Source organism: Thermococcus kodakarensis KOD1, assembly GCF_000009965.1.
GTDB lineage: Archaea > Methanobacteriota_B > Thermococci > Thermococcales > Thermococcaceae > Thermococcus > Thermococcus kodakarensis.
This window is the reverse complement of the sequence record NC_006624.1, coordinates 1,124,490-1,149,169: the sequence shown is the minus strand read 5'-3', so window position 1 is coordinate 1,149,169 and position 24,680 is coordinate 1,124,490. Positions and strand designations below refer to the sequence as shown.

Here is a 24,680-nt window from a genome sequence, read left to right as displayed (position 1 = left end):
GTCAGATAACCTTTACCATCTTCTCCATCCAGGGAGAGACCCTGACCCTGATGTAGCCCCTGAGTTTTTCATCAACCTCTTTATCTCCCGTGTACACACGGATAACTCCGTTTTCCACCTTCGATGGAGTAGCAACGACGATGATGTTCTCCTTCGGAATCCTTCTCAAAACCTCAGCGGAGAACTGCTGGTTTCCCCTGCCGAAGAGGAAGTTAAGACCGCCTATCACCGTAACGACTATCCTCGGGTTTTTATCGACAAAGCGTAGGAGGTCTTTTTCAGCCGCGTCCTTCACGAGGAGCCTGGCCTTTCCGTCCTTTACTTCCACAACGTCAACCCCGAGCAACGTCCCGTTTACCCCCAGCCTGTCCTTTATTCTTTTTATTGTCGAACCTGCCCCAAGAAAGTAGATTCCGTCCCCGCTCAAAATCTCCTCAGCCACCGCATCGGCTATGGCCTCAAGGGTCTCGCTCTCATCGACTTTCTGCGGCTCCTTTGCCCCCTGGACAAGCAGCTCAACGACGGGCGTCAGGGCCTTCCCGTAGTGCTTTGGCCTGACCTCATCCCTCCTATATGCGTCTTCGTCGAGGTCCATGACGTCCCTCTCTTCCAGTCTGGCCCTCCCGCTGGCAAATTCTACGAGAACTCTGGCGGCACTTTCAGGCGAGGCCGCGAAAACACCGGAGAACATCTTCACGCCAGTGGGCACGCCTAGGATTGGGACTTTTTTGCCAAGGACGGAATGAACGTCCCTCGCAGTGCCGTCACCGCCGGCGAAGACTATTATATCAACTTTTTCGAGCATTTCACGGGCGAGGATTTTCGTGTCTTCCGAAGTGGTGTCCGGGATTTTCACTCCTTCAATCTCACGGTAGCCAATCTCCCTGTGCCTGATTACATCAAAGACGAACCCAAACTCTCTAAGGTAGTCCTCCCCAAGAGGGCCGGGCCCTGTTAGAAATTCAAAACTCTCAGCCTCCTTGTAGTGCTTCAGCTCACTCAGGAACAGGCGGGCAACTTCAGGAGCTACTGGCCTCGCCCCCCTCCTTATCGCCTCATCAACAACACCATCGGTCCCCTTCAGCGCTACTCTACCGCCCATTCCGGCTATCGGATTGACTATGAACCCAACTCTGAGCTTCCTCATTTCTACCCCCGATAAAGGTAGAGGGATGTGTGCTTAAAGCTTGCCCTACCTCATGTACTTCCTAGCGAAGACTGTGAGGAAGACGGCCCACATGAACATTCCAAAGAGTGCCTCGACCGACGCTATAATCCTGCCAACGCCGAAGGGATGGTAGTCGCCGTAGCCGAGGGTTGTGGCAGTAACGATGCTGAAGTACTCGTAGTCGAGGAAGCTGAGAGAGCTTGAGAGACCCTCAACACTCTTCGTCGCCCAGAACAGTAGGGGAAAAATGACGTTAACGGCTCCCAGCCAGAGGAGAATAGGTCTTTTCCAGTCCGTTCCATATTTGCAGGTTAGATCTGCGAAGAGCCATTCAAACCAAACCTCTGCTGTGTTGATGATCCTTTTCAACCCCTTTTTCCTCGACTGGAGCTTGGCCTTTCTCTTCGCCAGCATCTCAAGGTAGTAGTACTCGTCAGCCCTGTCAAAGTCTCCACTCTTTTCCCAGCTCGTCCTCGCGAGACGGTAGAAAAGTTCCTCCGCACGGGGATTGTTGAACCTACAGTCCTCTACTATAATGAAACCACCCACTTCAAGCTCTATCGGAAGGTTGGGAAGAACTGTCATGCCCCAAGTAGAGTCGGTGTGGATCGAGGTGCCCCTTAGCACTAGGTTACTCTCAACTTTGACGTGGACGAACTCCGGGGAGACCAGGTAGCTCTTCCGGATTTCAATGTGGCCAAAAACCTCGAGGTTCTCAAGGTGCAGCCTGCCATGAAAACCTGCAACGGTAAGCCTCACCCTTCTCTTATAGCGAGGGGACACGTCAAAGGAGACATCCCTTATTATCAGATTCCGCGCCCTAACGCTCCGCTCCTTGCTTTCTGATACGTTTATCCCGTGTTCCTTAAGGATCTCCCTGAGGAGCGGGTAGCGGGTGTTTATTCCTATCCTCCTAACGCCTGTAAGGTTTGAAATCTCTATGTTGCCGACAATCCTCTCGGTCTCCCCATAGGCTTTCTCTTCACCGACTTCCCCCTTGGGCGTGTAGCGCGTCGAGTTTATCATAAGGTACCTAACTTCCGAGTCTCTTATTGAGATGTGACTTGAAAACTCCGTCCTAAGAATGTTGAGACCGAAAACCGTGGAATTTTTTACAAGAATCGTCTCAAGGGTGCTTTCGAAAATAACAACTCTCTCAACTTTTGAGTTAATCAGGATAAGACCCCTAACCGAGGAAGCATCCATGATAAGGTTTGTAACCCGCGAGTTTTTGAAAACAAGAACTTTTTCAGTTGTGAAGTCCCTTATCGCTACATCGTAGAGATCAACGCCCTCAAAATATGTCTGGCCAACTTTCAACCTTTTCTCAAAGGCCTCTTTCTTGATCTCTTTCAGTCTCTCACCGTATACGGCCTCTCCCTCTTCCCTAGGGATGTGGAGGGCACAGTACTTTGAGCCTTCCAGCGGTTTCAGCCTGCACTTTTTCCCGTTCTCATAGGTATACTCGCACATCACAGAAAAACCGACACCACTCGCTTTAAAGCTTTCCACTTCAATATCACCGTACAAAAGAAGAGCAAAAAAGAAAGTCAGAACTTGAGGACCCTGGCAAGGACTATAAGCGGGTCCCAGACCGGCGCAAAGGGCGGTGCGTACGCTAAATCCGTGAAGAAGACGTCCTTAGTAGTGAAGCCCGCCGTAATCATTGCCGCCGCTGTATCAATTCTCGGAAGAATATCTCCTCCAACTGCCTGAACTCCAAGGAGCCTGTTGGTTTCGTTGTCAACGACACCCTTGAGCCATATAGTCTTTGAGCCAGGATAGTAGTGGGGCCTCGTTCCCGCCTTTATAAAGGCCGTCCTGACGTCGTAGCCCTCCTTCATTGCCTCCGCCTCGGTGAGACCAGTCTTTCCAATCTCAAGGTCGAGGAACTTGGTTATGCTTGTGCCAAGAACTCCTGGGAAGTGAATCTCCTTTCCAGCGATGTTGCTTCCAGCCACGTAGCCCATCTTGTTTCCTGCTGGAGCGAGGGGCATCCATACGCGCCTCCCCGTTATCAGGTGCTTCGTCTCGGCAACGTCTCCAGCGGCATAGACGTTCTCGACGCTCGTCTGCATCCTGTCATTTGTCCATATGGCACCGGTCTCACCTATTCTGACGCCGAGCCCTCTGGCAAGTTCGGTGTTGGGCTTTATTCCCGTCGCCACTATCACGAGGTCGGCTGGATACTCGCCGGCATCGGTAACAACCCTCTCAACCCTTTCCTTTCCTTCAATCCTGAGCGTGACCTCTTCAAGGCGGAGGTTGAGGTGGTTTCTGAGCTTTTCCTCAACTATATCTGTTATCTCCTTGTCGAAGGTCTTCCTGAGGACTCTCTCGCTCCTCCCGATGAGTGTAACGTTCTTGCCCCTCTCGACGAAGGCCTCGGCCATCTCAATGGCTATGTAACCGGTTCCAATAACGACGACGTTTTCGACGGGGTTTTTCTCAAGGTACTCGGTTATTGCAACGGCATCTGGCGGCAGGTCTGCCGTGAAGACTCCAGGCAGGTCGATGCCCTCAATTGCGGGAACCTGCGGTGAAGCGCCGTTGGCGAAGACGAGGTAGTCCCACTCATAGGTCTTCTCACCATCCTCCTCCCTCACCCTAACTCTGCCCTGCTCGACCTCGATTACCTCGGCCTTCAGGTGAAGGTCTATGCCGCGCTTCTTGATGAAGACCTCGGGGGGATAGTGCATGAGCTTCTCCTTGGGCGAGATGCCCTCAACAACGTAGGGAATACCGCATGGGGCGTGGCTCACCCACTCCGTTGCCTCGAAGACCTTGACGTCCCATTCGGGCTTCAACCTCTTGACGCGCGAGGCGGTACTCATTCCAGCGGCTCCACCACCTATAACAACGACCGTCTTTCTCTCCATCACCATCACCGGGAAAGGTTCAAAACCTTTGGTTAAAAATGTTGGTGGACAGAAAAGAGAAACCTTAAAGGGCCAGAGGGAGCTTCACCCAGTCTAGAACGCTTCCATAGCTCTTCTTTATCTCAACGTGCTCAACGAGTTCCTTGAACTGGCCCCCTGCCAGACCGTCTCCGATTATCGCGCTTCCCTGGGCGGCCTCCTTCGCCTTGCCCTCAAGGCCCCTCTGCTTGACCACTGGGAGGTCAAAGTGCTCCTCGAAGAGGTCTTCAACGTCTTTTCTAAGCTCGTCTATGCGCATCAGCCTGCCGGAGAGGATTATTTCCCTCGCATCTCCAACGACCGCCAGCTCGCTTGCAACCGCCTTTACAAAGCCGTCCTTCATGGCCTCCCAGGCCTTCGCAAAGGGCTCTTCATCAAGCCTCTTGGCGAACTCTTCTGGAGGGAGTATCTTTTCGGCCGCTATTACGCTCGCCCCGCCCCAGAAGAGATGCCACTTCTTTATGCTGCCCATCAGATAGGCAACCTCGCCGTCGAGGGCTCCACTGTTCACATAGGCCGGCCCCGGGAAAATTGTACCACCAATGCCGTCCACTATCTTTCCGCCCTTAACAGCTCCAGCGTAGTTGTAGCCAAAGCCGACCTCAAGAAGAACGAAGGAGACATCGGCGTAATCGATACCGAGCCTCTTTGCCTGGTCGTGGATTCCAAGGACAGTTATGGCCATCTTGTCGGCTGTTCCCATGTCAATCTTGTTGTACTTCCTCCACTCTGGCACCGTTGGGAGGTGTATAACGCCAGGGATGAACCAGACGTTCATGCCCTTCTCGGCCATCTGGCTTACCATCTCCTGGAGGCCGATGAGGACGGGTATTTCCTTCATCTCCTCCTCCCTAACTAGGGTCATCTCAAAGCGGTCTCTATCGGTGAGCTCGCTTATGTGCTTGAGCGGGACGCCGTAGCCGCTCGGCCCGATGATTATGTCCGCGTTGAACTCCTCAATGGCTTTCACTATCCTTCCAGGATCCTCTGCAACGACCTCGCTCGGATAGCTGAGGTCGAGCTTTATCCTCCCATCTTCAAGCCCTATCACGTCGAAGCTCTTGGTTCCGGGGTCGACGCCTATAACCCTCATTACTCCCCCTCCTTTCTTCCACGGATGTAGCGCTTCCCCTTTACAGAGACAACTCTGTAAACATCGCCCTCGGTAAGCTCAACTCCTGGCTTTTCAATTTCGTAGGTCTCATAGCTCTCCATATCCATGAGCTGGACTTCGTCCCTCCCTATGCTCGTAACCATCGCCTCGCTCTCCTCGTGCTCGACTGTATCAACTCCCTCCCTGCTGAGGGTCTTCCAGTCCTTGTGCTCGCTCTCCCCCGTGGAGAGATTGCGCAGGGTCATGCCCTTGCCGTCAACCCTCTCGACTTCGTAAACGGTTCCCCGCTTGTCCGTGACTATATCTCCTCTCTGGAACTTGGGTATTCTGACGCTGACGCTCGTCCTGTAAACCTCTCTGCTCGTCTGCCTGTCCATGCCCACTAGCTCGTAGGCCTCGCTTATCTTTCCACCGAAGCGCTCCTTTATGGCCTGGGCCAGCTTCCTCGCGGCGCTGGTTGATCCCATATAGAAGTCCAGTCCTTCCTCCTTCTCTATCGTGTCCTGTATGAAGCCCATCCTGTCCTTGCGCATTATCTCATCCACTTTCTCCTCGACGAGCTTCCCGATGGCCTTTCTTTCTTCCTCCGTTAGAGGTCTGTCCTCTGCCCTGACCTGAAGTATCGCCTCGAAATAACCACCGAGGAACTTCTGACAGCGCGGGCAGACGGTCTGGCGAACGTATACTGTAACTTTCTTCCGCTCGTCGTGTAGCTCTCGCTGAAGCTCGTGGGTTCTGGCCTTAACACGAACTTCGTACGTTATTATCGCCGGGAAGTACTCTATATGGTAATCCACGGGCTCAAATGAAACGATTGCTCTGCCGACGGGGATTTCCTCCGTTTCTTCAAGCTCCTCAGGTGATACGACCTCGTACTCGCGGATTTTGTCGCTGAAGGAATCCTCAAGGGCTTCAAGCAGGGCGTTTTCGGCAACCTCAAAGATGAGCTCCTCAAGTTCGTAGCTGTGGGGATCAACCCACACTCCTCTCTTCTTGTAGCTCCCGCAGTTCTGGCAGAGCTCCGTGTTTATTTCGTTCTCGATAAGAAGGACGGGATTTTCCTTCCGGTAGCACACCTGACAGAGACCCTCAATGAGGGGCCCACCTTCTCTCTCGCTTATCCCACATCTATAACAAAAGCGCTCGCTCACAGCTCTCACCGGAGAGAGTGCCAGACGAGAAGTTAAAAACCTAACTCAGAAGAAGAGCCTCGCCATCTGGGCATGCGGGACACCCTGGATTCTCAGGACTCTTTCAGGATCGACATACCCGAGCTCTATCGCCTTCGAGACGCAGCGTTCGCCGGTAAGGTTTGCTATCGTTGCCTCGTCCAAAAGCTCTTTCAAGCGATCTTCCTCGACGAGTTCGCCCCTATAAAAGCGCTCCTTGACCTCAAGCTTCAACTCCCCCTCCCTGAATGTCTTCCCAAGCAGCTCCTCATCGCAAGCGGCGAGAAGAACCTCCCCCTGAACGCGATAGACCTTCACATATATCATTTGACCACCGGGAGAAAAGGAAGAAAAGAGGTTAAAAAGGTTTCAGCCCTGGGCCTCAAGCTCCTCGATGGCTTCAAGGAGCAGCTTCACTGCCTTCATCTCGTTGAGGTACGCCAGGCGCAGTGGCCTTATGAGTCTCGGGTCGCTGAGGTACGCGAGTATGTTGCCGTCGGTGATCTCAATGGCCTCTTCGTAGTACTTCTCGGCCTCCTTGTGGAGCTCTAGGGCCTTCTGGAGGGTTTCGTTGTCCACACCGAGTTCGAGGGCCTTCTGGTAGGTCTCGTTGAACTCCTCGTGGTATATGTTGTACCAGCGGTAGCCGAGGAAGTTGAGGGTCGTGATGGAGATGCCGCTCTCTGATGGTACAGTTACTTCCTTTGTTCCCTGCGCCACAATGATCGGGTCCTCTTTGAGTACTACGAATATAACATTGCCCTCCTTGTAATAGTAACCGAGTGAGTTGCTCTTGTTTGTGGTAAGCTGAACCTTCTGCCCGTTCTTTATAACATAGACCTTGCTTATGTTGACATCCCTGAGAGCCACCACTGCCACACCGTTCTCGCCAATGCTAACGTTTGCTGTTATGGTCACGGAGTATACCTTCTTGTTGCCTTTGGTATCTACAGGGGTTGTCTTCGTCGAAACTTCAGTCAACGTTGCGTTCCAGCCGGCAACCAGGGTGGCGTTGCTGCCTCCGGCTACAACGGTGTCAACGGAGGAGGCGTTCACAACGACTGCGGGTATGTTGTTCACAACTGGGATCTCAACGGTGAACTCGCCGGAGGAGGTGGAAACGTTAGCAACGATGGTGTTGTTCTCGGCCGTCACGTTGGCGCTTCCGCCGACGACGCCGATGGTAACGTTGGTCTCGTTGTTTACGATAACCTCGGTTACCTTGGCGCTTGTGTGGACGACGAATAACCTGGTGGCAATTCCATATGCCCCAGTCGTGTCGTTTGCAATCACAGTTAGTTTGTACTCTCCATTGGTTAGGTTAGTGAGGGTAGCAACGTAGAGTGATCCGCTTGCCGTCAGGTTCAGGGGCTTCCCATTGAGGTAGGCCTTAACGTTTGTCACGGTGGCGTACGGGTCGGTAACGTTAACAACTACCTCAACGGTTGAGGTGTTGTAAACTGTGTTAACTGGGGATAGGATGTCAACCGTTGGGCCTTCGATGGTAACTGTTCTGGTCGGAAGAGCGACCTCCTTACCATTCGGGTAAACGACGACGACTGTGTAGTTGTATGTTCCAGCAGGGAGCTTAAGCTTCTGGTCTATTTCCGTACCGTAGAAGTAGTAGCCACCGTTCTCCTCGCTGAGCTGGTACTCCTTTCCGTCAATGCTGACGTAGGCGCCCTTGAGCGGGACGAGGCTGAGCACGTCAACGCTGAAGTTGCCGAAGTTTATTGTTGAGCTATTTGAAAGTGTGAGGCTTCCGTACTGCACTATCGGAACCTCGATGGGGATAACTTTCCATCCGCCGTCGGGAATGGTTCCATTGGTTATATCAGCCGAGGCGAGAAGCATGTAGTCGCCGGTCGGGCCCTGGTAGAGAAGTGTGAAATTGTAGATTTCACCTGTTATGTTGTCTGGGATTATATCGCTTACGTTTGTGTAGATAGTCATGTAAGTTGGCGCATCACCCGTTTCTTCCATGTAATAAGCTAACCCTTCACCAAGCCCACTTACGTCGAATGCCATCGGGCTGTTCGGGAACGGGTGAGCCTGTGGAAGTTTCCGATAAAGGAGAGTACGGTTGTTGGCAAGGTACGGAATGACGTTTTCAGGGAGGTAATCATGGTAGAAGTCCAAAAAGTTCATGCCCCACACTGGAGTTCCATTTACTTCTGCAACTATCGGGATACCAGCTTCGTGAACTGGCATATACGTGCTTGGATCGTAGGTCCCATCAATGACCTCTCCTCTTAAGGGGTGAGCTATGCCGACGACGCTCATGAGCTTCGGCTGGTAGTTGGCCGCCTTAGGAACGTATACCCATGCCAGTTGGAACGATTCCTCTCCAAACCGAATGTCCTCGTAGCTCATGTAGAAGTATCCCCCATCTCCCCAGTTCTGGCCCCAAGAGTTCGCTATCCTAACAACGCCATATCCGTCTGCGGTTTTGACTCTGTCATCGTAGCCCACGATGGTTACAGCGTGGCCACCTTTAATTAACGAATATGTCCTTCCATACTTGACCTCAATGTACTTGGACCAAACTTCCCACCAGCCGGTTTCCTTGGTGAAGTCATAAAACGCTTTGGTCTCAGTGTAGGGCATAAAGGTCTGCTTCAGACCCTGTATGAAGGTCTCGTTGCTCAAATATGTCTCGTTGACCCACTGATAATAGGTCTCGTTGTTCGTCGCAGTGGCGACGTAACTTGCCCAGTAATCAAGGGCCTGCAGTATCTCATCCGCGCTGTCAAAGATATTGACCGCATCGAATGGAAAGCTTACCCCATAAGCATACTGCACAACGTAACCGGCAGCGAGCAGTTGCTTGAGGTACTGCCACTGGGTGTCGTTGGACAGGTCTATTATGTACCACTGACCCGGAACTTGGTACTCATACAATGAGGCCTGCCACATGTAGTCGTTACCGCTGTTACGCGGTGCTATCATCCACTGGGTGATGTTGGGCCACCTGGAGATAGCTTCGTTGTACCACTCGTAATAGAGAGTGTAATTTGTAAGGGTACCATTTGTAAATGCTTCCTTTGGAGGATATGTATAGAGTGGAAACGCGTCCAGTGGAACGGCACCGACTGTAGATATAAGGGTCATGGCATCCCAGGGGTTACTTCCTTCATCAACGCCACCGTTAATCAGGTTGTAGGTAAAGCTCGGGTTCATGATGACGTCTGGCGTGCGAGGATATGGATTGTCCCTCCACCAGTTCATCATGTACGTCCAGACGTAGTAGGTTGAACTCCAGGCGTTGCACGAGCCAATGTAACCTTGATCCCCTATAGGTGGGAGATACAGATTGTTGAACACCATTGGCGGAAGAGACAAACCTGAGGACACCTTGTATCCTGTGGTAGAGGGCAATATTGCCATTGTTTCCCTACCCGGATAGTACGGAGCGTTCATTAGAGCCTCTTTAAAGGCAGACTCTGTTAGGGGCTTAAATTTTATGCCCGTAATTTTCGAGTATTCCTCTGGCGAAACCCATCTAAGTCCCGTTTTATATGAGCTAAGAAGCAGACTCTTGTCAAGTGTGTCCTCTAGTGTCCTTATCACACTGTGATTCTCTGGAGAGTTCTGAGCTGCCAGCGTCCCCGGAAGCACTGCTGGCACTACCGACAGCACCATTACTGCCACGATTAGCAGGCTCAACACCTTTCGATTCATAGCAACACCTCCGTTGTTTGGCATTGGAAACTAGATGTCAGCAGTGATATAAAGATTTCGCCGAGAGTAAACGCATCTTATCACTAATGGTGAATATAGGGCATTGGGGGTAGATAATCATCAAAAGAGCCCACACTACACAGGATAGTCATTGGTCACTAAACCGCAAAGACAGAGTGAGTCCGAGACATATGCGGGTATTATTGGTTTAGCTCTAACAAACAAAGATTAGCGTTGGATTAACTTCAACCGGATCACTTCGGCGATAGCATTGCTTTTCCTTATCAAAAGCCTCGTCCCTAGGGCAGAAAAGAATCAGCTTGAACCTGTTCTGGGTGTGGTCCTCGTCCCGATAATGGTCAGCCTCAAATCCTGGAAAATCAACGCTCCAATGATAAACATCAGGATGAGCGCATCTATTCCAGAATCGAGGGCATATATCATGAGGGAACAGACAAAGACAAAGGTTTCATGCTCCCTTTCGCTCTCTCTAAGGAAGAGGCCGAGGAGAAACGCCTCAAGAAGACCAAATATGCCAAAATCAGCCACCGCTTGACCGAAAAAGAAGTACGTGTAGTTAGTTGATGCGCCAAAGAGCTGTGAGACCAGGGCTCTGGGGCCTTCACTGAAGAGAACCGAGCCGTGAAAATAACCCCAGGGAAGGGAGATGCGAACCAGGTTATGGAAAACCAGAAACGTAAATCCAATTCTTACAAGCAGAGCAGAGATGCTCCCGCTCATGATGAGCACCATTCCAAGGAGTGCCGAGCCAAAAATTACAACATGCCATTTTCTTTCACGACTCAGAGTGTAGTCCAGCAGATACGGGATGTATCCGAGGAGAAGCAGGGAGCGGAAAGTCCCGAGAAAGTATACGACAGAATAAGCCAAGAGAAAGAGTGTTTTTGCTCTGGTGGAAAACTTCGAGTATGTTAGCCCCCCTGCTCCCAATAGGGCGAAAAGGACGAGGGGACCAACGATTTTGTACCTGAGTCCCCACTGGAAAAGGGGAATGCCCATGCTTAAGTAAAAGATGATGGGGCCGAGAATTGAGATCCAGAGGGCCAAAGTGGAGAACTTTTCAAAGACGTCAATCTTGAGATAGTATCCAATCACGGCCACAAATGCGATTAAAAATGCATTCGGGAAGTCGTGAAGGGAGAGTATGAGAAACAGTGCAATGAGGAATGATGGTGGAAGCTGAAGTCCCGAAAGATAGCCCGCGGCAAACGCCATAAAAAAAACCAGGGCAACTAAGAAACCAAGCAAGACGGATGAGGGCTCAAAGCCCCTCTGATAGACAACGGCGCGAAGGTCTTCATCCAAATAATTGGAGTAGAGTGCAAGAAATAGATATCCAAAAAAAGCAAGGCCAAATATTTTTAACCCCCTCACAACACCACCAGTAAAAGCTGATGGCTGCGCTTAAAAGCTTTTAGAGGTGTTGGCCGTGGAGCGAAAGAGAACATACGTTTCAATGATATACCTATTGTTGCTCATTATTGTGTCGTTCATAATCAGACTGATTCCGCACAGAAACCTCTTACTGGCGGCTTATGATGAGTACCTTCATAGGGACCTCACCCTGAGAATTGCTGAAGGTGGAATAGGGGCAGTGTCCCGGGATCTACCGTCCCTCCTCGGCCTCCGTGCCTACAGTTATCCGCCCCTCTTTCACATAGTCGGTGCCTTCCTCTACAGAATATTCCACTCGGACTATTTCTTCCTCGCCATACCAGCCGTTTACGGCACGTTTGCAGTCCTGGGGTTTTACTTTGCCTACAAAGAGCTCTTTGAGGACGAAAAAAAGGCGCTCCTGGCGACATTATTGCTGGCGTTTGCCCCAAACTTCATATACAGAACAAGCCTCTACATACCCGAAAACATGGGGCTGCTTCTGTTCTCTTTAAGTATGTTTTTTGGTGTAAGGTTCCTTAAAAATAAGACAGTATCGAGCTTTATCCCCTTTGCAGTGACCTTTGGGCTCTACACCATAACCCACAGGGGATGGATATTCTTTGCCTTTGCGGCAGCGATAGTCTTGCTGTCTTATTTGGAGCCCACCATAAAGCGCAACGTCCACTATGTAATCATCCTGGTCCTTGCTGGACTTCTGGCATACCTTGGCCTGCCCCAGGTAAAATCAACTTTTGGAGAACTATTTTTACGGCTTCAGAGGAGCGAGGTAAGTTTCCTTGGATATTTCAAGTGGGTTGGAATTGTCCAGCTCGTCTTCGGGGTTCTTGGGAGTTCATATTACTTCAAAAAAGGACCCCTCCAGAGGGGACTTGTACTGTGGGCCTGGACATTCCTGCTGGCGGGTGGAGTCTCCTTCCGCTTTAGGGATCCCTACGCCACAATTCCCCTTGCGGCAATCGCCTCGGACTATTTTATAGATGTCGTTTTCCCATCAATTGGCCCCGTTTTGAAGAGGGTCCTAAATGACGTGCGGGGATTCGGTTCCGCTCTTGTAAAGACCCTTCCTGAGAAGAGGGCAGTCCAAGTCCTCATAATAGCGGTCTTAATCTTAACTCCCACATTCCAGGGGGTCTATGGGGCGTACCATTATATATCGATTCCGAGCATAACGGACAAAGAGGCCTATGAGTGGATATCTCAGAATACCCCTGAAAACGCCACGATACTCGTTTGGTGGGATATGGGATACCTCTTGATTGGAAACACCCACAGAAAGGACGTTGTCGTGTGGAAAAAGGTTTATCAGGGGTTCTTCGGTGAGGCCCCAACGGTAAAGGAAGCGGCGCGGGCTTACACGGACCATGTCATAATGTTCAGCTCCAACCAGAGGAGTCTCGTTTACTATCTTATGAAAAAATACAACGTGAGCTACATATTCGTTGACAGACCGCGCTACTCCTACGGACTGATAAGGTATGGCCTCATGGAATATGCCCCGTATGACACCCACTTTAAGCTAGAGTTCTGCAATGGTGGTTCCGTGATATACAAGTTCATCCCAGAGCCCGAACTCAGAATAGAACAGCCTCTCCCCATAGAGTACCATGGGGACTACTCCCCTCTGGTGAACTTTTTCGAGAGGTTCTGGACGGGCTACAACTACGCCGACTTCGACACAGGATACAAGGCCTATTTCAACTTAAACGGATGGATGGTTGATCTGTACTACAACCTGTACAACAAAACCGGAGATGGGAAGTTTAAGGAGAGGGCAGACTGGCTACTAAAGTGGCTAGAGTACAAGCAAATGGAGAACGGGGCATTCCCTTGGGGTGTTCCTCCCAACGACTTCACGCTGTACACGGCGTACACACTGGAGCCCATCAGGAAGTTCCAGTTCAACGGAACCAAGAAAGCGCTCAGTCTATTGAAGTCCAGAGAGAAAGAAGATTACTTCATGACCACCCCAAAGGACAAATCGGGAAGCTTTGTTGTAAACGCCCTGCTGCTTCCGCTCTACAAGGAACTCGGCATCTTGAACGCCACGACGGAGAAAAACGTTCTTAGAGAGATATTGAACGAGCAGGGTAAAACGGGAGACTGGAGAGATAACATCGGTACCACACTTGCGATAGCATCCGCTCTGGCAAGGTATTACCAGCTCACAGGGGACGAAACGGTGTTAGAGTCTGTTAAAAAAGCCGCCACATGGCTCAAAGACCAGCAGGACGAGGAAGGTAGACTTAAGGCAGAGAATTACCCCTACGCGTACTCGAGGACAAGCTACGTTCAGATGGCTTATATTTACCACGTGGCGGGCTTTGAAGAACAGGCACAGAAAACGCTCGATTTCATCATGAAAACCTTCGACCCAACCAAAGAGACGCACCCGCTCGATGCGGCGGTTTCAATATACCGCTACATGACGTACGCATACGGAAGCGAGAAAGCAATCGAGTTCCTGAACTCCCTCCTCGAGCAGCACCCCCTCCCAAAGTTCCTTCCGTGACATACGGGCTTTAATGGACATTTTTTCCTCTTTTTTCATCCCTATACACCAAAGAACAGGTCTGGATAGTTAATTTTAAAAGCGGCCGGTTGATATATCACCCGCAGTAATTAATTTGGAGGGATCGCCATGAGCGAATACAGGTTTATAAAGTGGTTTGAGGAGCTCGGCAAGGAAGATGTTCCCCTTGTCGGTGGAAAGGGTGCCAACCTTGGTGAACTCACCAAGGCCGGAATTCCGGTTCCGCCCGGATTCTGTGTGACTGCAGAGGCCTACAAGTACTTTGTCGAGAACGTTAAGCTTGAGGACGGTAAGACCCTCCAGGAGTGGATTATGGAGATCATCAGCCAGACCAACGTTGACGACTCCAAGCAGCTCCAGGAGAACACCGCCAAGATCAGGCAGAAGATCATCGAGCTTCCGATGCTCCCGGAGATAGCCGAGGAGATCGAGAGGGCTTACAAGGAGCTCAGCGCCCGCTTTAACAAGGATGCCGTTTACGTCGCCGTCCGTTCATCCGCTACCGCTGAGGACCTCCCGGAGGCTTCCTTCGCCGGCCAGCAGGAGACCTACCTCGACGTCTACGGCGTTGATGACGTCATAGACAAGGTCAAGAAGTGCTGGGCCTCACTCTGGACTGCCAGGGCTACCTTCTACAGGGCCAAGCAGGGCTTCGACCACAGCAAGGTCTACCTCTCAGCCGTCGTCCAGAAGATGGTCAACAGCGAGAAGAGCGGTGTTATGTTCACCGCCAACCCGGTCACCAACAACAGGAACGAGATCATGATCAACGCCAGCTGGGGCCTCGGTGAGGCCGTCGTCAGCGGCAGCGTCACCCCGGACGAGTACATCGTCGAGAAGGGCACCTGGAAGATCAAGGAGAAGTTCATCGCCAAGAAGGAAGTCATGGTCGTCAGGAACCCCGAGACCGGCAAGGGCACCGTCTACGTCAAGGTCGCCGACTACCTCGGTCCGGAGTGGGTTGAGAAGCAGGTTCTCACCGACGAGCAGATAATCGAGGTCGCCAAGATGGGTGCCAAGATCGAGGAGCACTACGGCTGGCCGCAGGACATCGAGTGGGCCTACGACAAGGACGACGGCAAGCTCTACATCGTCCAGAGCAGGCCGATCACCACCCTCAAGGAAGAGACCAAGGCCGAGGAGGTCGAGGGCACTGAGGAGGCCGAGGTCATCCTCAAGGGTCTCGGTGCCTCACCGGGCATCGGTGCCGGTAGGGTCGTCGTCATCTTCGACGCCAGCGAGATCGACAAGGTCAAGGAGGGCGACGTCCTCGTCACTACCATGACCAACCCGGACATGGTTCCGGCAATGAAGAGGGCCTCCGCTATCGTCACCGACGAGGGTGGAAGGACCAGCCACGCTGCCATCGTCAGCCGTGAGCTCGGTATTCCGGCCGTCGTCGGTACCAAGGAGGCCACCAAGAAGCTCAAGACTGGCGACTACGTCACCGTTGACGGTACCCGCGGTGTCGTCTACAAGGGCATAGTCAAGAGCCTCGTCGAGAAGAAGGAGGAGAAGGCCGCTGGAGCCGCTGGCGGTCAGGTCGTCGTTGCTGGAGCTCCGCTCATCACCGCGACCAAGGTCAAGGTCAACGTCTCAATGCCCGAGGTCGCCGAGAGGGCTGCCGCCACCGGCGCCGACGGTGTCGGTCTTCTCAGGGCTGAGCACATGATCCTCAGCATCGGCCAGCACCCGATCAAGTTCATCAAGGAGGGCAAGTTCGACGAGCTCGTTGAGAAGCTCGCCGACGGTATCAGGACCGTTGCCGCTGCCTTCTACCCGAGGCCGGTCTGGTACAGGACCCTCGACGCCCCGACCAACGAGTTCAAGGAGATGCCCGGTGGAGAGGACGAGCCGGACGAGAGGAACCCGATGCTCGGATGGCGCGGAATCAGGCGCGGTCTCGACCAGCCGGAGCTCCTCAAGGCCGAGTTCACCGCCATCAAGAAGGTCGTCGAGGAGGGCTACAACAACATCGGCGTCATGCTCCCGCTCGTCGGCCACCCAGAGCAGATCAGGAAGGCCAAGGAGATCGCCCGCTCAGTCGGCCTTGAGCCGCACAAGGACGTCGAGTGGGGCATCATGATCGAGGTTCCAGCAGCGGCCCTCATCATCGAGGACCTCATCAAGGAGGGCATCGACTTCGTCAGCTTCGGTACCAACGACCTCACTCAGTACACCCTCGCCATCGACAGGGACAACGACAGGATCGCCCACCTCTACGACGAGACCCACCCGGCCGTGCTCAAGCTCATCAAGCACGTAATTAAGGTCGCCAAGAAGCACGGCGTTGAAACCAGCATCTGCGGACAGGCCGGAAGTGACCCGAAGATGGCCAAGATCCTCGTCAGGCTCGGCATCGACAGCATCTCCGCTAACCCGGATGCCGTCGAGCTCATCAGGAAGACCGTTGCCCAGGAGGAGCAGAAGATCCTCCTCGAGGCCGCCAGGAAGAGGCTCTTCGAGGAAGAGGACGAGCTTGAGTTCTGAAGTCCTCTCCTCTTTTCTACTTCGTTTTCTCCACTTGGCAAAAGGTTTATTTAGTTCCATTCTAAATCCCTTAATGGTGATTCTATGGGTGCTGTGGAAGTTAAGAGAGTCGATCCCCAGGGAAGGCTGGTTTTGCCGAAGTCCTGGCGTGAGAGGTGGGGAAACGAGGTTATAGTCGTCGAACTCGAGGACAGGATAGAGATACTTCCCAGGAAGAAGCCCAGGCTTTCAAGGTTCTTCGACATCCTCGAAGTCGAGCTGAAGGGAGAAGACATCGAGAAGGAGCTTCTCAAGGACATAAATCCTCAGTGAGGGATCTCTATGAGGTTCATCGATGCCAACGTCTTTTTGTATGCGGTCATTAAACCAAAGGGAGAAGTACCCTCCTCGGTGCTGGAACGAAAGAAAAAGGCAAGAGAAATCCTTACCAGAATTGAAAACGGCGAAGAAGTGGCAACCACAGTAGTCCACCTCAGCGAGGTGGCCAACATCCTTGAGGCTAAATTAAACCTAACCATTGCCCTTGAATTCATTGAAGACCTCCTAACCGCTGAGAACGTCATTGTCCTCCCCGTTGCTACTGAGGATTATCTCAAAGCTATTCTCATAGCTCGGGATAAAGGGGTGAGCGTGAACGACGCTTTAGCTTACCTGAAAATGAGAGAACTTGACATAAATGAAATATACACCTTTGACAGACACTTTCTGAACCTCGATGTCAAAATCGTGGAAGAGTAGCTGGTTCTTTTATCCACGATAAACCTTTTATACCAACGTTTAGATTTCCATCTGATCGATCATGCGGAGCGAGAAAGTAGAGCGGATGCGCGAGCAGATACTCAATGGGCCGATAGTCAAGACACTCCTCATTCTAGCTTATCCCCTAATCATCAACCAGCTCGTCCAGGTGCTCTATAACCTCACCGATACTTTCTGGCTCGGGAAGCTCGGAAGGCTTGAGCTCTCGGCTCCCGGAACGGCGTGGCCCCTCGTGTGGTTCTTCATGAGCATAGGGATGGGATTCGCCACCGCTGGCTTCGCCTTCGTGAGCCAGTATGTTGGGGCGAAGGACTACGATAGGGCCAACCGCTACGCTGGGGCTTTATATTCGCTCATGCTCCTCTTTGCGACTGCTGTTGGGGTATCTGGTGTAATACTCGCTCCCTACCTCCTCCGCCTGATGGGTGTCAGCGACACGATATTCCCCTACGCCCTCCGCTACACGAGGGTAATTTTCGCGGGCATACCCTTTTCCTTCACGCTCTTCGCCTTCAACTTCCTCCTGAGGGCGGTTGGCGACACGAGGACGCCGGTTAAGATAAACATCGGCACGGTTCTCCTCAACCTCGTCCTCGACCCGTTCTTCATATTCGGGTGGGGGCCGTTTCCACAGCTTGGTGTCGTTGGTGCGGCAGTGGCAACCATGCTCTCCAACAGCCTCGGCTCCCTCATTGGAGGTTATCTCCTGTTCACGGGCAAAGTGGGCATACACCTCACGCCCGAGACTCTCAAGCCCGACTTCCACTTCTACTCGAGGATTTTCCGCGTTGGCCTGCCTTCAAGCATCGGCTCATCAACCACTGCACTCGGCTTCGTCATCCTCACGAGGGTTATCTTCACCGTTGGAAGGCTCTACGGAGAGGCACATGGGCTTCCCCACTATGAAGACGTGGCTTTCGCAACATACAGCATAACCAACAGGCTCACCAACTTCATGTTCGCCTTCTCCGACGGCATAAGCATGGCGATGGGGACTATGGTGGGCCAGAGCATTGGAGCGGGCCTCTACGAGAGGGCTAAGAAAATAGCGGAGAAGACGATGCTCATAAACTTCGCTATCCTGAGCGCTGGGACGATCCTCTTCGCAGCCTTCCGCGTCCCGATATTCAGGTTCTTCATTAACGACCCGGCAATAATAGCCGAGAGCAGGAAGGTTGTCCTTTACTTCTCCGCCTCGCTTCCGTTCTTCGGAATATTCTCGGCCGTGAACAACACGTTCAACAGCGCGGGGCACACAAAGAAGAGCATGGTCATCGGGATGATCCGCCTCTGGGGTATAAGACTCCCGCTCAGCTACGGCCTCGGGGTTTTGATGAGAGATACGGCAGGAATGTGGCTTGGAATGGGTCTGAGCAACGTTCTTGGAGCGGTCATAGCGCTCGCATGGTTCCTCAGGGGAAGCTGGATGAGGGCGATAATCGAGAAACATTAGTTTTAACTCCACATCCATTAACTTTTTATATCCCCGCTTCGATGCCCGTCTTACTGTGGTAGGGATGGAGCGCGGAAAGATTCAGGCAATGAGGCAGGAAATTCTCAACGGGCCGATAGAGAAGACCCTCCTCAAGTTAGCCTACCCTCTAATCGTCAGCAACCTCGTGCAGGTTCTCTACAACATAACCGACACCTTCTGGCTCGGCAAGCTTGGCAGGGAAGCCCTGGCCGCTCCGGGAACGAGCTGGCCGATAATAGGAACCCTCATGGCCCTCGGCATGGGATTTGCAACAGCGGGCTTCGCCTTCGTAGGGCAGTACATCGGGGCTGGAAACTACGAGAGGGCTAACCGTTCAGCGGGGGCTCTCTACTCCCTTATGCTCTTCTTCTCCACCGCTACCGCTTTGATAAGCCTGGCAATCCTGCCCTACGCGCTCCACTTCATGAAGGTCACTCCAAACGTCTACCCCTACGCCAAGGCCTACGCCACCGTCGTTTTCGCTGGTGTTCCCTTCTCCTTCACGTTCATGGCGTTCTCCGCCCTTATGAGAGCCTCTGGCGATACAAAAACACCCGTGAAGATAAGCATGCTCACAGTTGCCATGAACATCCTGCTCGACCCTCTCCTGATCTTCGGAATTGGGCCCTTCCCCGAGTGGGGTGTTGCTGGGGCGGCCATAGCAACTGTCCTCTCAAACGCCACCGGAGCCCTCATAGGTGCTCGTCTCTTAACGAGCGGAAGGGCCGGCCTTCACCTCACGAGGGAAACGCTCAGGCCGGATATGGAGTTCTACTCGAGGATTTTTCGTGTTGGCCTTCCCTCAGCCGTCGGCCAGTCAGCCAACAGCTTCGGCTTTGTCGTCCTCACGAGGATCATCTACGGGTACGGAGATGTGACCTACGCGGCCTACACAATAACCACCCGCCTCGTGAACTTCATCACGAGCATAGCAAGGGGCGTCAGCATGGCTATGGGAACCATGATAGCCCAGAACATTGGGGCGGAGAGGTACGAGAGGGCCAAGAGGATAGCCGAGAGGGCAATGGTTATAAACTTCCTCATAGCCTCTTCAGCGATCCTGATAATCGGACTCTTCAGGGTTCCAGTATTCAAGGTCTTCCTTGACGACCCTAAGGTCATAGCCCAGAGCGAGTACGTCCTCAAATACTTCCTGATTTCCGTTCCGTTCTTTAATGGAATCTTCGTCGTTGTTACGAGGACTTTTAGCTCAGCTGGACACACCAAGAAGAGTATGGTTCTCAGCATGCTTCGCCTCTGGGGCTTCAGGATACCCCTGAGCTACGTCTTCGGCTACGTCGCGGCTGTGACGGTTTTCGGGCTTAGAGTTCCGCTCGCGGAGCTCTTCGGGATGAGCCCAAAGGGCGTGTTCTTCGGAATGGGCATGAGCAACTTTTTGGCGGCGATAGTGGCATTCATATGGTTCAGCAGGGGAACGTGGATGAGGCGCATTATCGAGGAGGAATCAAAAGAGTAGCACTTCCTTACCAAAAATCGGCAAACGGAAGTCTAATAAACCCAGGCCCCAACTCCCAACGGTGAAGTCCATGAAGAGGGACGAGCGCTGGGAAGGTGTGTACTCTTTTGAGGACAGCCCCTTCATAATGGAGATTCTCACGGAGTTGAGGGACGAAAGCACTGGCCCGATAGCGTTCAGAAAGGGCCTCGTCAAACTTGGACGTTACATGGCATACGAAATAACCAAGACTATGGCGACCGAAAAAGTCCCCATCAGAACGCCGCTGGAAGAAACAGAGGGCATAATCGTGAAGGACCGCAGAAACGTCGTGATAATCACCGTTCTTAGGGCTGCGATTCCATTAATGGAGGGCCTCATTAAAGTTTTCGAGCACGCCAGGGTTGGAATAGTCTCCGCATCCCGTGGAAAGGCGCCAAAGTTCGAGATTGAGATGAAGTACGTCAAAGTGCCCAGGATAAAGGCGGAAGACACCGTCATAATAGCCGACCCGATGATAGCAACCGGCTCAACGCTCATCAAAGTCCTGGATGAGGTTAAAAAGTACGGTAACGCCAAGCGCTACGTGGTAGTCGGCGTTCTAGCAGCCCCAGAGGGAATAACCCGGATAAAGGAAGCTCACCCGGATGTCGAAATGTTCGTGGCGGCAATAGATAGAGAGCTCAACGATCACGGATACATACTTCCGGGCCTCGGAGACGCCGGAGATAGAGCGTTCGGAGAACCGATAAGGTTTGAAGATGGAGCCCCGGGCGGGATTTGAACCCGCGACCTGCGGATTACAAGTCCGCCGCCCCGCCAGGCTAGGCTACCGGGGCACGGGATAAGAGTTGAATGAGTAGTTATAAATTTTTCTTTTCTCAAAACCGCAAAATTTATAAATCAACCTCTCATTCCCTACATTGGGTCGAGCCGCCGTAGCTTAGTTGGTAGAGCGCCGGACTGTTAATCCGGCGGTCCCCGGTTCGAATCCGGGCGGCGGCGCCATCAGGTGGGCCCGTAGCTCAGCCTGGTCAGAGCGCGCGGCTCATAACCGCGTGGTCGGGGGTTCAAAGCCCCCCGGGCCCACCAGTACAAACTTCGCGCAGGCGAAGTTTGATCAAGGCTCGTAGCTCTTTTCCAGAATGCCAATTTCATGTGATTTTTCTCGTCGAGCAATTGTGTTCAAAAGAGAGAACTTCTAAACTCTCCTGTTAGTGCGTGTTTAACTCAAAATCGACGCCCAAAGGGCGTCAAAGAAAAGAAAACACCCTCTTCAAGAAGCTTCCTAAAAGGTTCTCACTCAAAAATGAGCACTTGCAGTCTAAAATCCTAAAATAAAACTCTCCTTGAAGAAGAGCTACAAACTTTTGGTCAAGCTTTTTCCAAAAGCTTGTGGGCAAAGTTTCATCAAAGATGGAATGTCCTTTTTGAGTGCCCAGCTTTTCAGTGATTCTCACCATAAATTGGAAATCCTCAAGGGGTTTGCTCGCAGTATAACGCCCGAAAGGCGTTAAAAATAAGAAAACCCCTATTCATCTGCAAATTTGTCATGAGAATTCCAATTCTCAGCCAATATCACGAAGACATTCAAACTTTTGGTGAAGCTTTTTCTAAAAGCTTCAGCGCCGCTTTCACTGTCGTTCAAGCGTCCTTAACGGATGGCGGAAAGTTGATATGCTCTTTTAAACAGGCTCGTTTTATGAGGGGTTTACTTTCAATTGGCTGATTCAAAAGGATTTTCAAGATACACAAGCTAGCATTAGTGAATTCCCAATTTCAGCCCTCTAAAAGGAGTTTCTAACACCTTGACGCCCGTGGGGCGTCAATTAAAAAGCAAACTCACACAGATCGGGCAAATTAAAAATAGAATTCGCCACTCCCAACAGCGTTCAAAAGGAAAATCCGCCCAAAATGCTCCGTCAAACACGAACCACGCACTTTGATGAAACTTTGCTTGCAAAGTTTCATTGGTGAAGCTTTTTCTAAAAGCTTCCTGCGCGACGTTGAAGCTCTGCTTCAACGCACGGAACGGTAGTTCCGTTGGGTTCGCCAAGTTCTTGGTTCCTCTAGAATCACTTCCAAAGGGAGTTTGGGAAAGGTAGGCTAATATCCAGAGAAGATCTAAAAATAATGGACAACACTACCTTGCGTGTATTTCCACTATGTCTCCATCTTCGAGCACGTGGTCGGCCCCAACGCGCTGACCGGGGAACTTGACGCTCTTGCCCCAGACCCTCGCGTAGCGGAAGTTCTTGGCGAAGTCCTTGTGGATTCTTTCAGCTAGATCCATAACCGTTGAACCCTTCTTGAGCGCCACCGGCGGATAAGCGGGCTCTTCTCCGGGGCTCTTGGTGAAAACCCTGATAATCCCAGCCAGCTCATAAAGCTCGTCCTTTAGCTTGTCGAGGTTAATCTTTCTCCTCGCCGAGACCGGCACTATCTTGAAGCGGTCGCCGTAGGCTTTGACAAGCTTCTCGTAGTTCTCCTTGCTTCCAGGAGCGTCGCCCTTGTTCGCTATGATGATCGCCCTTCTCCAGACGAGGCTTTCATCGAGCGCGTCAGCAAACTCCTCTAGGGTCACAGGTTCCTTAACGGTTATCTCCGCAGAGTGTATCCTTTCCTCTCTGAGCATCTTCATGACTTCCTGGATGTCGCCCTTTATGTTCTCCTGACCGTTGATGACGATACCGCCGCTGGCCGTCCTCTTTATCTCCACCTTTGGCTTCCTCTTGTTCACCTTGATGCCCGCCCTCTCAAACTCCCTCAGGAGGATCTCCATCTGTTTAACCGGGTCCTGGGAAAGGTCAACAACGATGGCTATCGCATCGGCGTTCCTGATAACGCTCAACAGCTGGGGGCCCATTCCCTTTCCTAGTGCCGCACCCTCCACTAATCCAGGGACTTCGACCAGCTGTATCTGAACGTCCTTGTGGTGCATCATTCCCGGAATCGGCTCGACGGTTGTGAAAGCGTAGTCGGCAACGTCGGCATCCACGTTCGTCAGCGCCCTCATCAGGGAGCTCTTACCGACGTTTGGGAGACCGGCTAGGACGATCTGAGCTGCACCTTCCTTCCTTACTGCCATTGAGGGGCCGCCACCGCCCTTGCGCATCTGCCTCTGTTTTTCAAGTTCCTTCCTGAGCTCCGCGAGTTTCCTCTTGATCTGGAGTCTAAGCTTTTCCGTACCCTTGTGCTTCGGGACTGTTGCGTACATCTTTTCCAGGGCGCGGATCTTCTCTGGAATGGTCTTGGCGTTCCTGTACTCCTCTTCCGCGGCAAGGTATTCCGCTGTTACGTTCGTTGGCATTCCTGTCACCCCCTTCCGCAAAGACGAACGGGTTTTTATAAACGTATGGTATCCTATAGTCGGCAAATTTATAAGCTCTTCCGAAAAATTTTCCCCGTGTGGTGATGTTTATGGCTAGAGGAGGTCTTGACGAAGTCGATAAGAAAATCCTCATGATTCTCCAGAAGAACAGCCGAACTCCCCTTCGAGAAATATCAAAGGAAGTGGGACTTGCCGAGTCCACGATATACGAGCGCATAAAGAAGCTTAAGGAGAAGGGAATAATAAAGAAGTTCACGGTCATCCTGGATCCAAACGCTCTAGGTTTCAGCATACTCGCGTTCATCCTCATAAAGGCCAAGGCTGGGATGTACGGCCACGTCGCTGACCAGCTTAAGAAGTACCCCGAGATATGCGAGGTCTATGAGACCACCGGCGACTACGACATGATCGTGAAAATCAGGACTAGAAGCAGCTCAGAGCTCAACGAGTTCCTCGACAAGATGGGAAGCATTGAAGGAGTTGATGCAACGCACACGATGGTCGTCCTCAAGGTTCACAAGGAGACCACCGAACTGCCGCTCTGAACTTTCTTTTTAATGTTTACACGTGTTCGTCATTTCTGTCCAGCAAGGGTTATAAATGTCGAGTTTCAATCTTTATCTGAATGTTATGGGGGTGATTGAGATGAAGGTCTTGATTCTGAGTGCTGACGGTTTTGAAGACCTTGAGCTGATATATCCTCTCCACAGGATCAAGGAAGAGGGCCATGAAGTCTATGTCGCCAGCTTCCAGAGGGGCAAGATAACGGGCAAGCACGGCTACACGGTCAACGTTGACCTTGCCTTTGACGAGGTTGATCCGGACGAGTTCGACGCGCTGGTTCTCCCTGGAGGAAGGGCACCGGAGATCGTCAGGCTGAACGAAAAGGCCGTCGCGATAACGAAGAAGATGTTCGAGGACGGAAAGCCAGTTGCAAGCATCTGCCACGGGCCGCAGATACTCATCTCCGCCGGCGTGTTGAAGGGAAGGAAGGGCACGAGCACGGTAACCATCAGGGACGACGTGAAGAACGCTGGCGCCGAGTGGATTGACGCGGAGGTCGTCGTTGACGGAAACTGGGTCAGTTCAAGGCACCCAGGGGACCTGTACGCCTGGATGAGAGAGTTCGTCAAGCTTCTTAGGTGAATTTTTTCTTTCTGATTCAATTCTT

General features: G+C 52.1%; 18 protein-coding genes and 3 tRNA genes. 11 read left to right on the top strand and 10 right to left on the bottom strand.

The genetic code is table 11. The features are described from left to right. Position 1 precedes the first annotated feature (1 nt). From TK_RS06455 to TK_RS06420, 8 genes are all read right to left on the bottom strand, one after another. On the bottom strand, positions 2 to 1,147 hold the full coding sequence (locus TK_RS06455; RefSeq protein WP_011250252.1) for an ATP-NAD kinase family protein: 1,146 nt from the start codon (positions 1,145 to 1,147) through the stop codon (positions 2 to 4). Between the two features lie 45 nt (positions 1,148 to 1,192). Further along, complete coding sequence (locus TK_RS06450) at positions 1,193 to 2,641, bottom strand: potassium channel family protein (protein WP_011250251.1); 1,449 nt, start codon at positions 2,639 to 2,641, stop codon at positions 1,193 to 1,195. A 77-nt stretch (positions 2,642 to 2,718) separates the two neighbouring features. Further along, positions 2,719 to 4,047 carry a CoA-disulfide reductase gene (cdr, locus tag TK_RS06445; protein ID WP_011250250.1) on the bottom strand — a complete coding sequence of 443 codons (1,329 nt, stop codon included), beginning with the start codon at positions 4,045 to 4,047 and terminating at the stop codon, positions 2,719 to 2,721. A 64-nt stretch (positions 4,048 to 4,111) separates the two neighbouring features. Further along, positions 4,112 to 5,179 (bottom strand): DUF1464 family protein, encoded by a 1,068-nt coding sequence (locus TK_RS06440; RefSeq protein ID WP_011250249.1) that lies wholly within the window; start codon positions 5,177 to 5,179, stop codon positions 4,112 to 4,114. Then, the gene (locus tag TK_RS06435; protein WP_011250248.1) at positions 5,179 to 6,351 is read right to left on the bottom strand and encodes a 60S ribosomal export protein NMD3; all 1,173 of its coding nucleotides are present in this window, start codon (positions 6,349 to 6,351) and stop codon (positions 5,179 to 5,181) included. The genes TK_RS06440 and TK_RS06435 overlap by 1 nt, the downstream gene beginning before the upstream one ends. 45 nt (positions 6,352 to 6,396) lie before the next feature. After that, a complete protein-coding gene (locus TK_RS06430) occupies positions 6,397 to 6,696 on the bottom strand; it encodes a DUF424 domain-containing protein (protein WP_011250247.1) in 300 nt (99 codons plus the stop codon). Between the two features lie 42 nt (positions 6,697 to 6,738). Next, positions 6,739 to 10,050 carry a C1 family peptidase gene (locus TK_RS06425; RefSeq protein WP_011250246.1) on the bottom strand — a complete coding sequence of 1,104 codons (3,312 nt, stop codon included), beginning with the start codon at positions 10,048 to 10,050 and terminating at the stop codon, positions 6,739 to 6,741. Positions 10,051 to 10,365: 315 nt separating this feature from the next. Further along, on the bottom strand, positions 10,366 to 11,445 hold the full coding sequence (locus tag TK_RS06420; RefSeq protein ID WP_011250245.1) for a membrane protein: 1,080 nt from the start codon (positions 11,443 to 11,445) through the stop codon (positions 10,366 to 10,368). Positions 11,446 to 11,500: 55 nt separating this feature from the next. On the opposite strand from TK_RS06420, the gene TK_RS06415 reads away from it, so the two are divergent. From TK_RS06415 to upp, 7 genes are all read left to right on the top strand, one after another. Continuing rightward, positions 11,501 to 13,978 carry a glycosyltransferase family 39 protein gene (locus TK_RS06415; RefSeq protein WP_011250244.1) on the top strand — a complete coding sequence of 826 codons (2,478 nt, stop codon included), beginning with the start codon at positions 11,501 to 11,503 and terminating at the stop codon, positions 13,976 to 13,978. A 129-nt stretch (positions 13,979 to 14,107) separates the two neighbouring features. Continuing rightward, positions 14,108 to 16,489 carry a phosphoenolpyruvate synthase gene (gene ppsA / locus TK_RS06410; RefSeq protein ID WP_011250243.1) on the top strand — a complete coding sequence of 794 codons (2,382 nt, stop codon included), beginning with the start codon at positions 14,108 to 14,110 and terminating at the stop codon, positions 16,487 to 16,489. Between the two features lie 84 nt (positions 16,490 to 16,573). Continuing rightward, positions 16,574 to 16,801, top strand: a complete 228-nt coding sequence (locus TK_RS06405; RefSeq protein WP_011250242.1) for an AbrB/MazE/SpoVT family DNA-binding domain-containing protein — start codon at positions 16,574 to 16,576, stop codon at positions 16,799 to 16,801. Between the two features lie 9 nt (positions 16,802 to 16,810). Beyond that, complete coding sequence (locus TK_RS06400) at positions 16,811 to 17,227, top strand: type II toxin-antitoxin system VapC family toxin (protein WP_011250241.1); 417 nt, start codon at positions 16,811 to 16,813, stop codon at positions 17,225 to 17,227. Between the two features lie 61 nt (positions 17,228 to 17,288). Further along, positions 17,289 to 18,701 carry an MATE family efflux transporter gene (locus TK_RS06395; protein ID WP_011250240.1) on the top strand — a complete coding sequence of 471 codons (1,413 nt, stop codon included), beginning with the start codon at positions 17,289 to 17,291 and terminating at the stop codon, positions 18,699 to 18,701. A gap of 64 nt (positions 18,702 to 18,765) precedes the next feature. Beyond that, positions 18,766 to 20,199 (top strand): MATE family efflux transporter, encoded by a 1,434-nt coding sequence (locus TK_RS06390; protein ID WP_011250239.1) that lies wholly within the window; start codon positions 18,766 to 18,768, stop codon positions 20,197 to 20,199. A gap of 70 nt (positions 20,200 to 20,269) precedes the next feature. Then, complete coding sequence (gene upp / locus TK_RS11745) at positions 20,270 to 20,962, top strand: uracil phosphoribosyltransferase (protein WP_011250238.1); 693 nt, start codon at positions 20,270 to 20,272, stop codon at positions 20,960 to 20,962. Here upp and TK_RS06380 read toward each other — a convergent pair. Further along, positions 20,941 to 21,017, bottom strand: a tRNA-Thr gene (locus TK_RS06380). The two genes, upp and TK_RS06380, sit on opposite strands and share 22 nt — an antisense overlap. Before the next feature lie 93 nt (positions 21,018 to 21,110). Between TK_RS06380 and TK_RS06375 the strand changes: the two genes are divergently transcribed. Next, a tRNA-Asn gene (locus tag TK_RS06375) sits at positions 21,111 to 21,186 on the top strand. 6 nt (positions 21,187 to 21,192) lie between these two features. Beyond that, positions 21,193 to 21,270, top strand: a tRNA-Ile gene (locus TK_RS06370). A gap of 1,051 nt (positions 21,271 to 22,321) precedes the next feature. On the opposite strand, the gene TK_RS06360 is transcribed toward TK_RS06370, so the two are convergent. Next, positions 22,322 to 23,488: an OBG GTPase family GTP-binding protein gene (locus TK_RS06360; RefSeq protein WP_011250237.1), complete on the bottom strand. Its 1,167-nt coding sequence runs from the start codon at positions 23,486 to 23,488 to the stop codon at positions 22,322 to 22,324. 110 nt (positions 23,489 to 23,598) lie between these two features. On the opposite strand from TK_RS06360, the gene TK_RS06355 reads away from it, so the two are divergent. Together TK_RS06355 and pfpI are read left to right on the top strand one after the other, a co-directional pair. Continuing rightward, complete coding sequence (locus TK_RS06355; RefSeq protein ID WP_011250236.1) at positions 23,599 to 24,054, top strand: Lrp/AsnC family transcriptional regulator; 456 nt, start codon at positions 23,599 to 23,601, stop codon at positions 24,052 to 24,054. Positions 24,055 to 24,154: 100 nt separating this feature from the next. Further along, complete coding sequence (pfpI, locus tag TK_RS06350) at positions 24,155 to 24,655, top strand: deglycase PfpI (protein WP_011250235.1); 501 nt, start codon at positions 24,155 to 24,157, stop codon at positions 24,653 to 24,655. Positions 24,656 to 24,680: the final 25 nt, after the last annotated feature.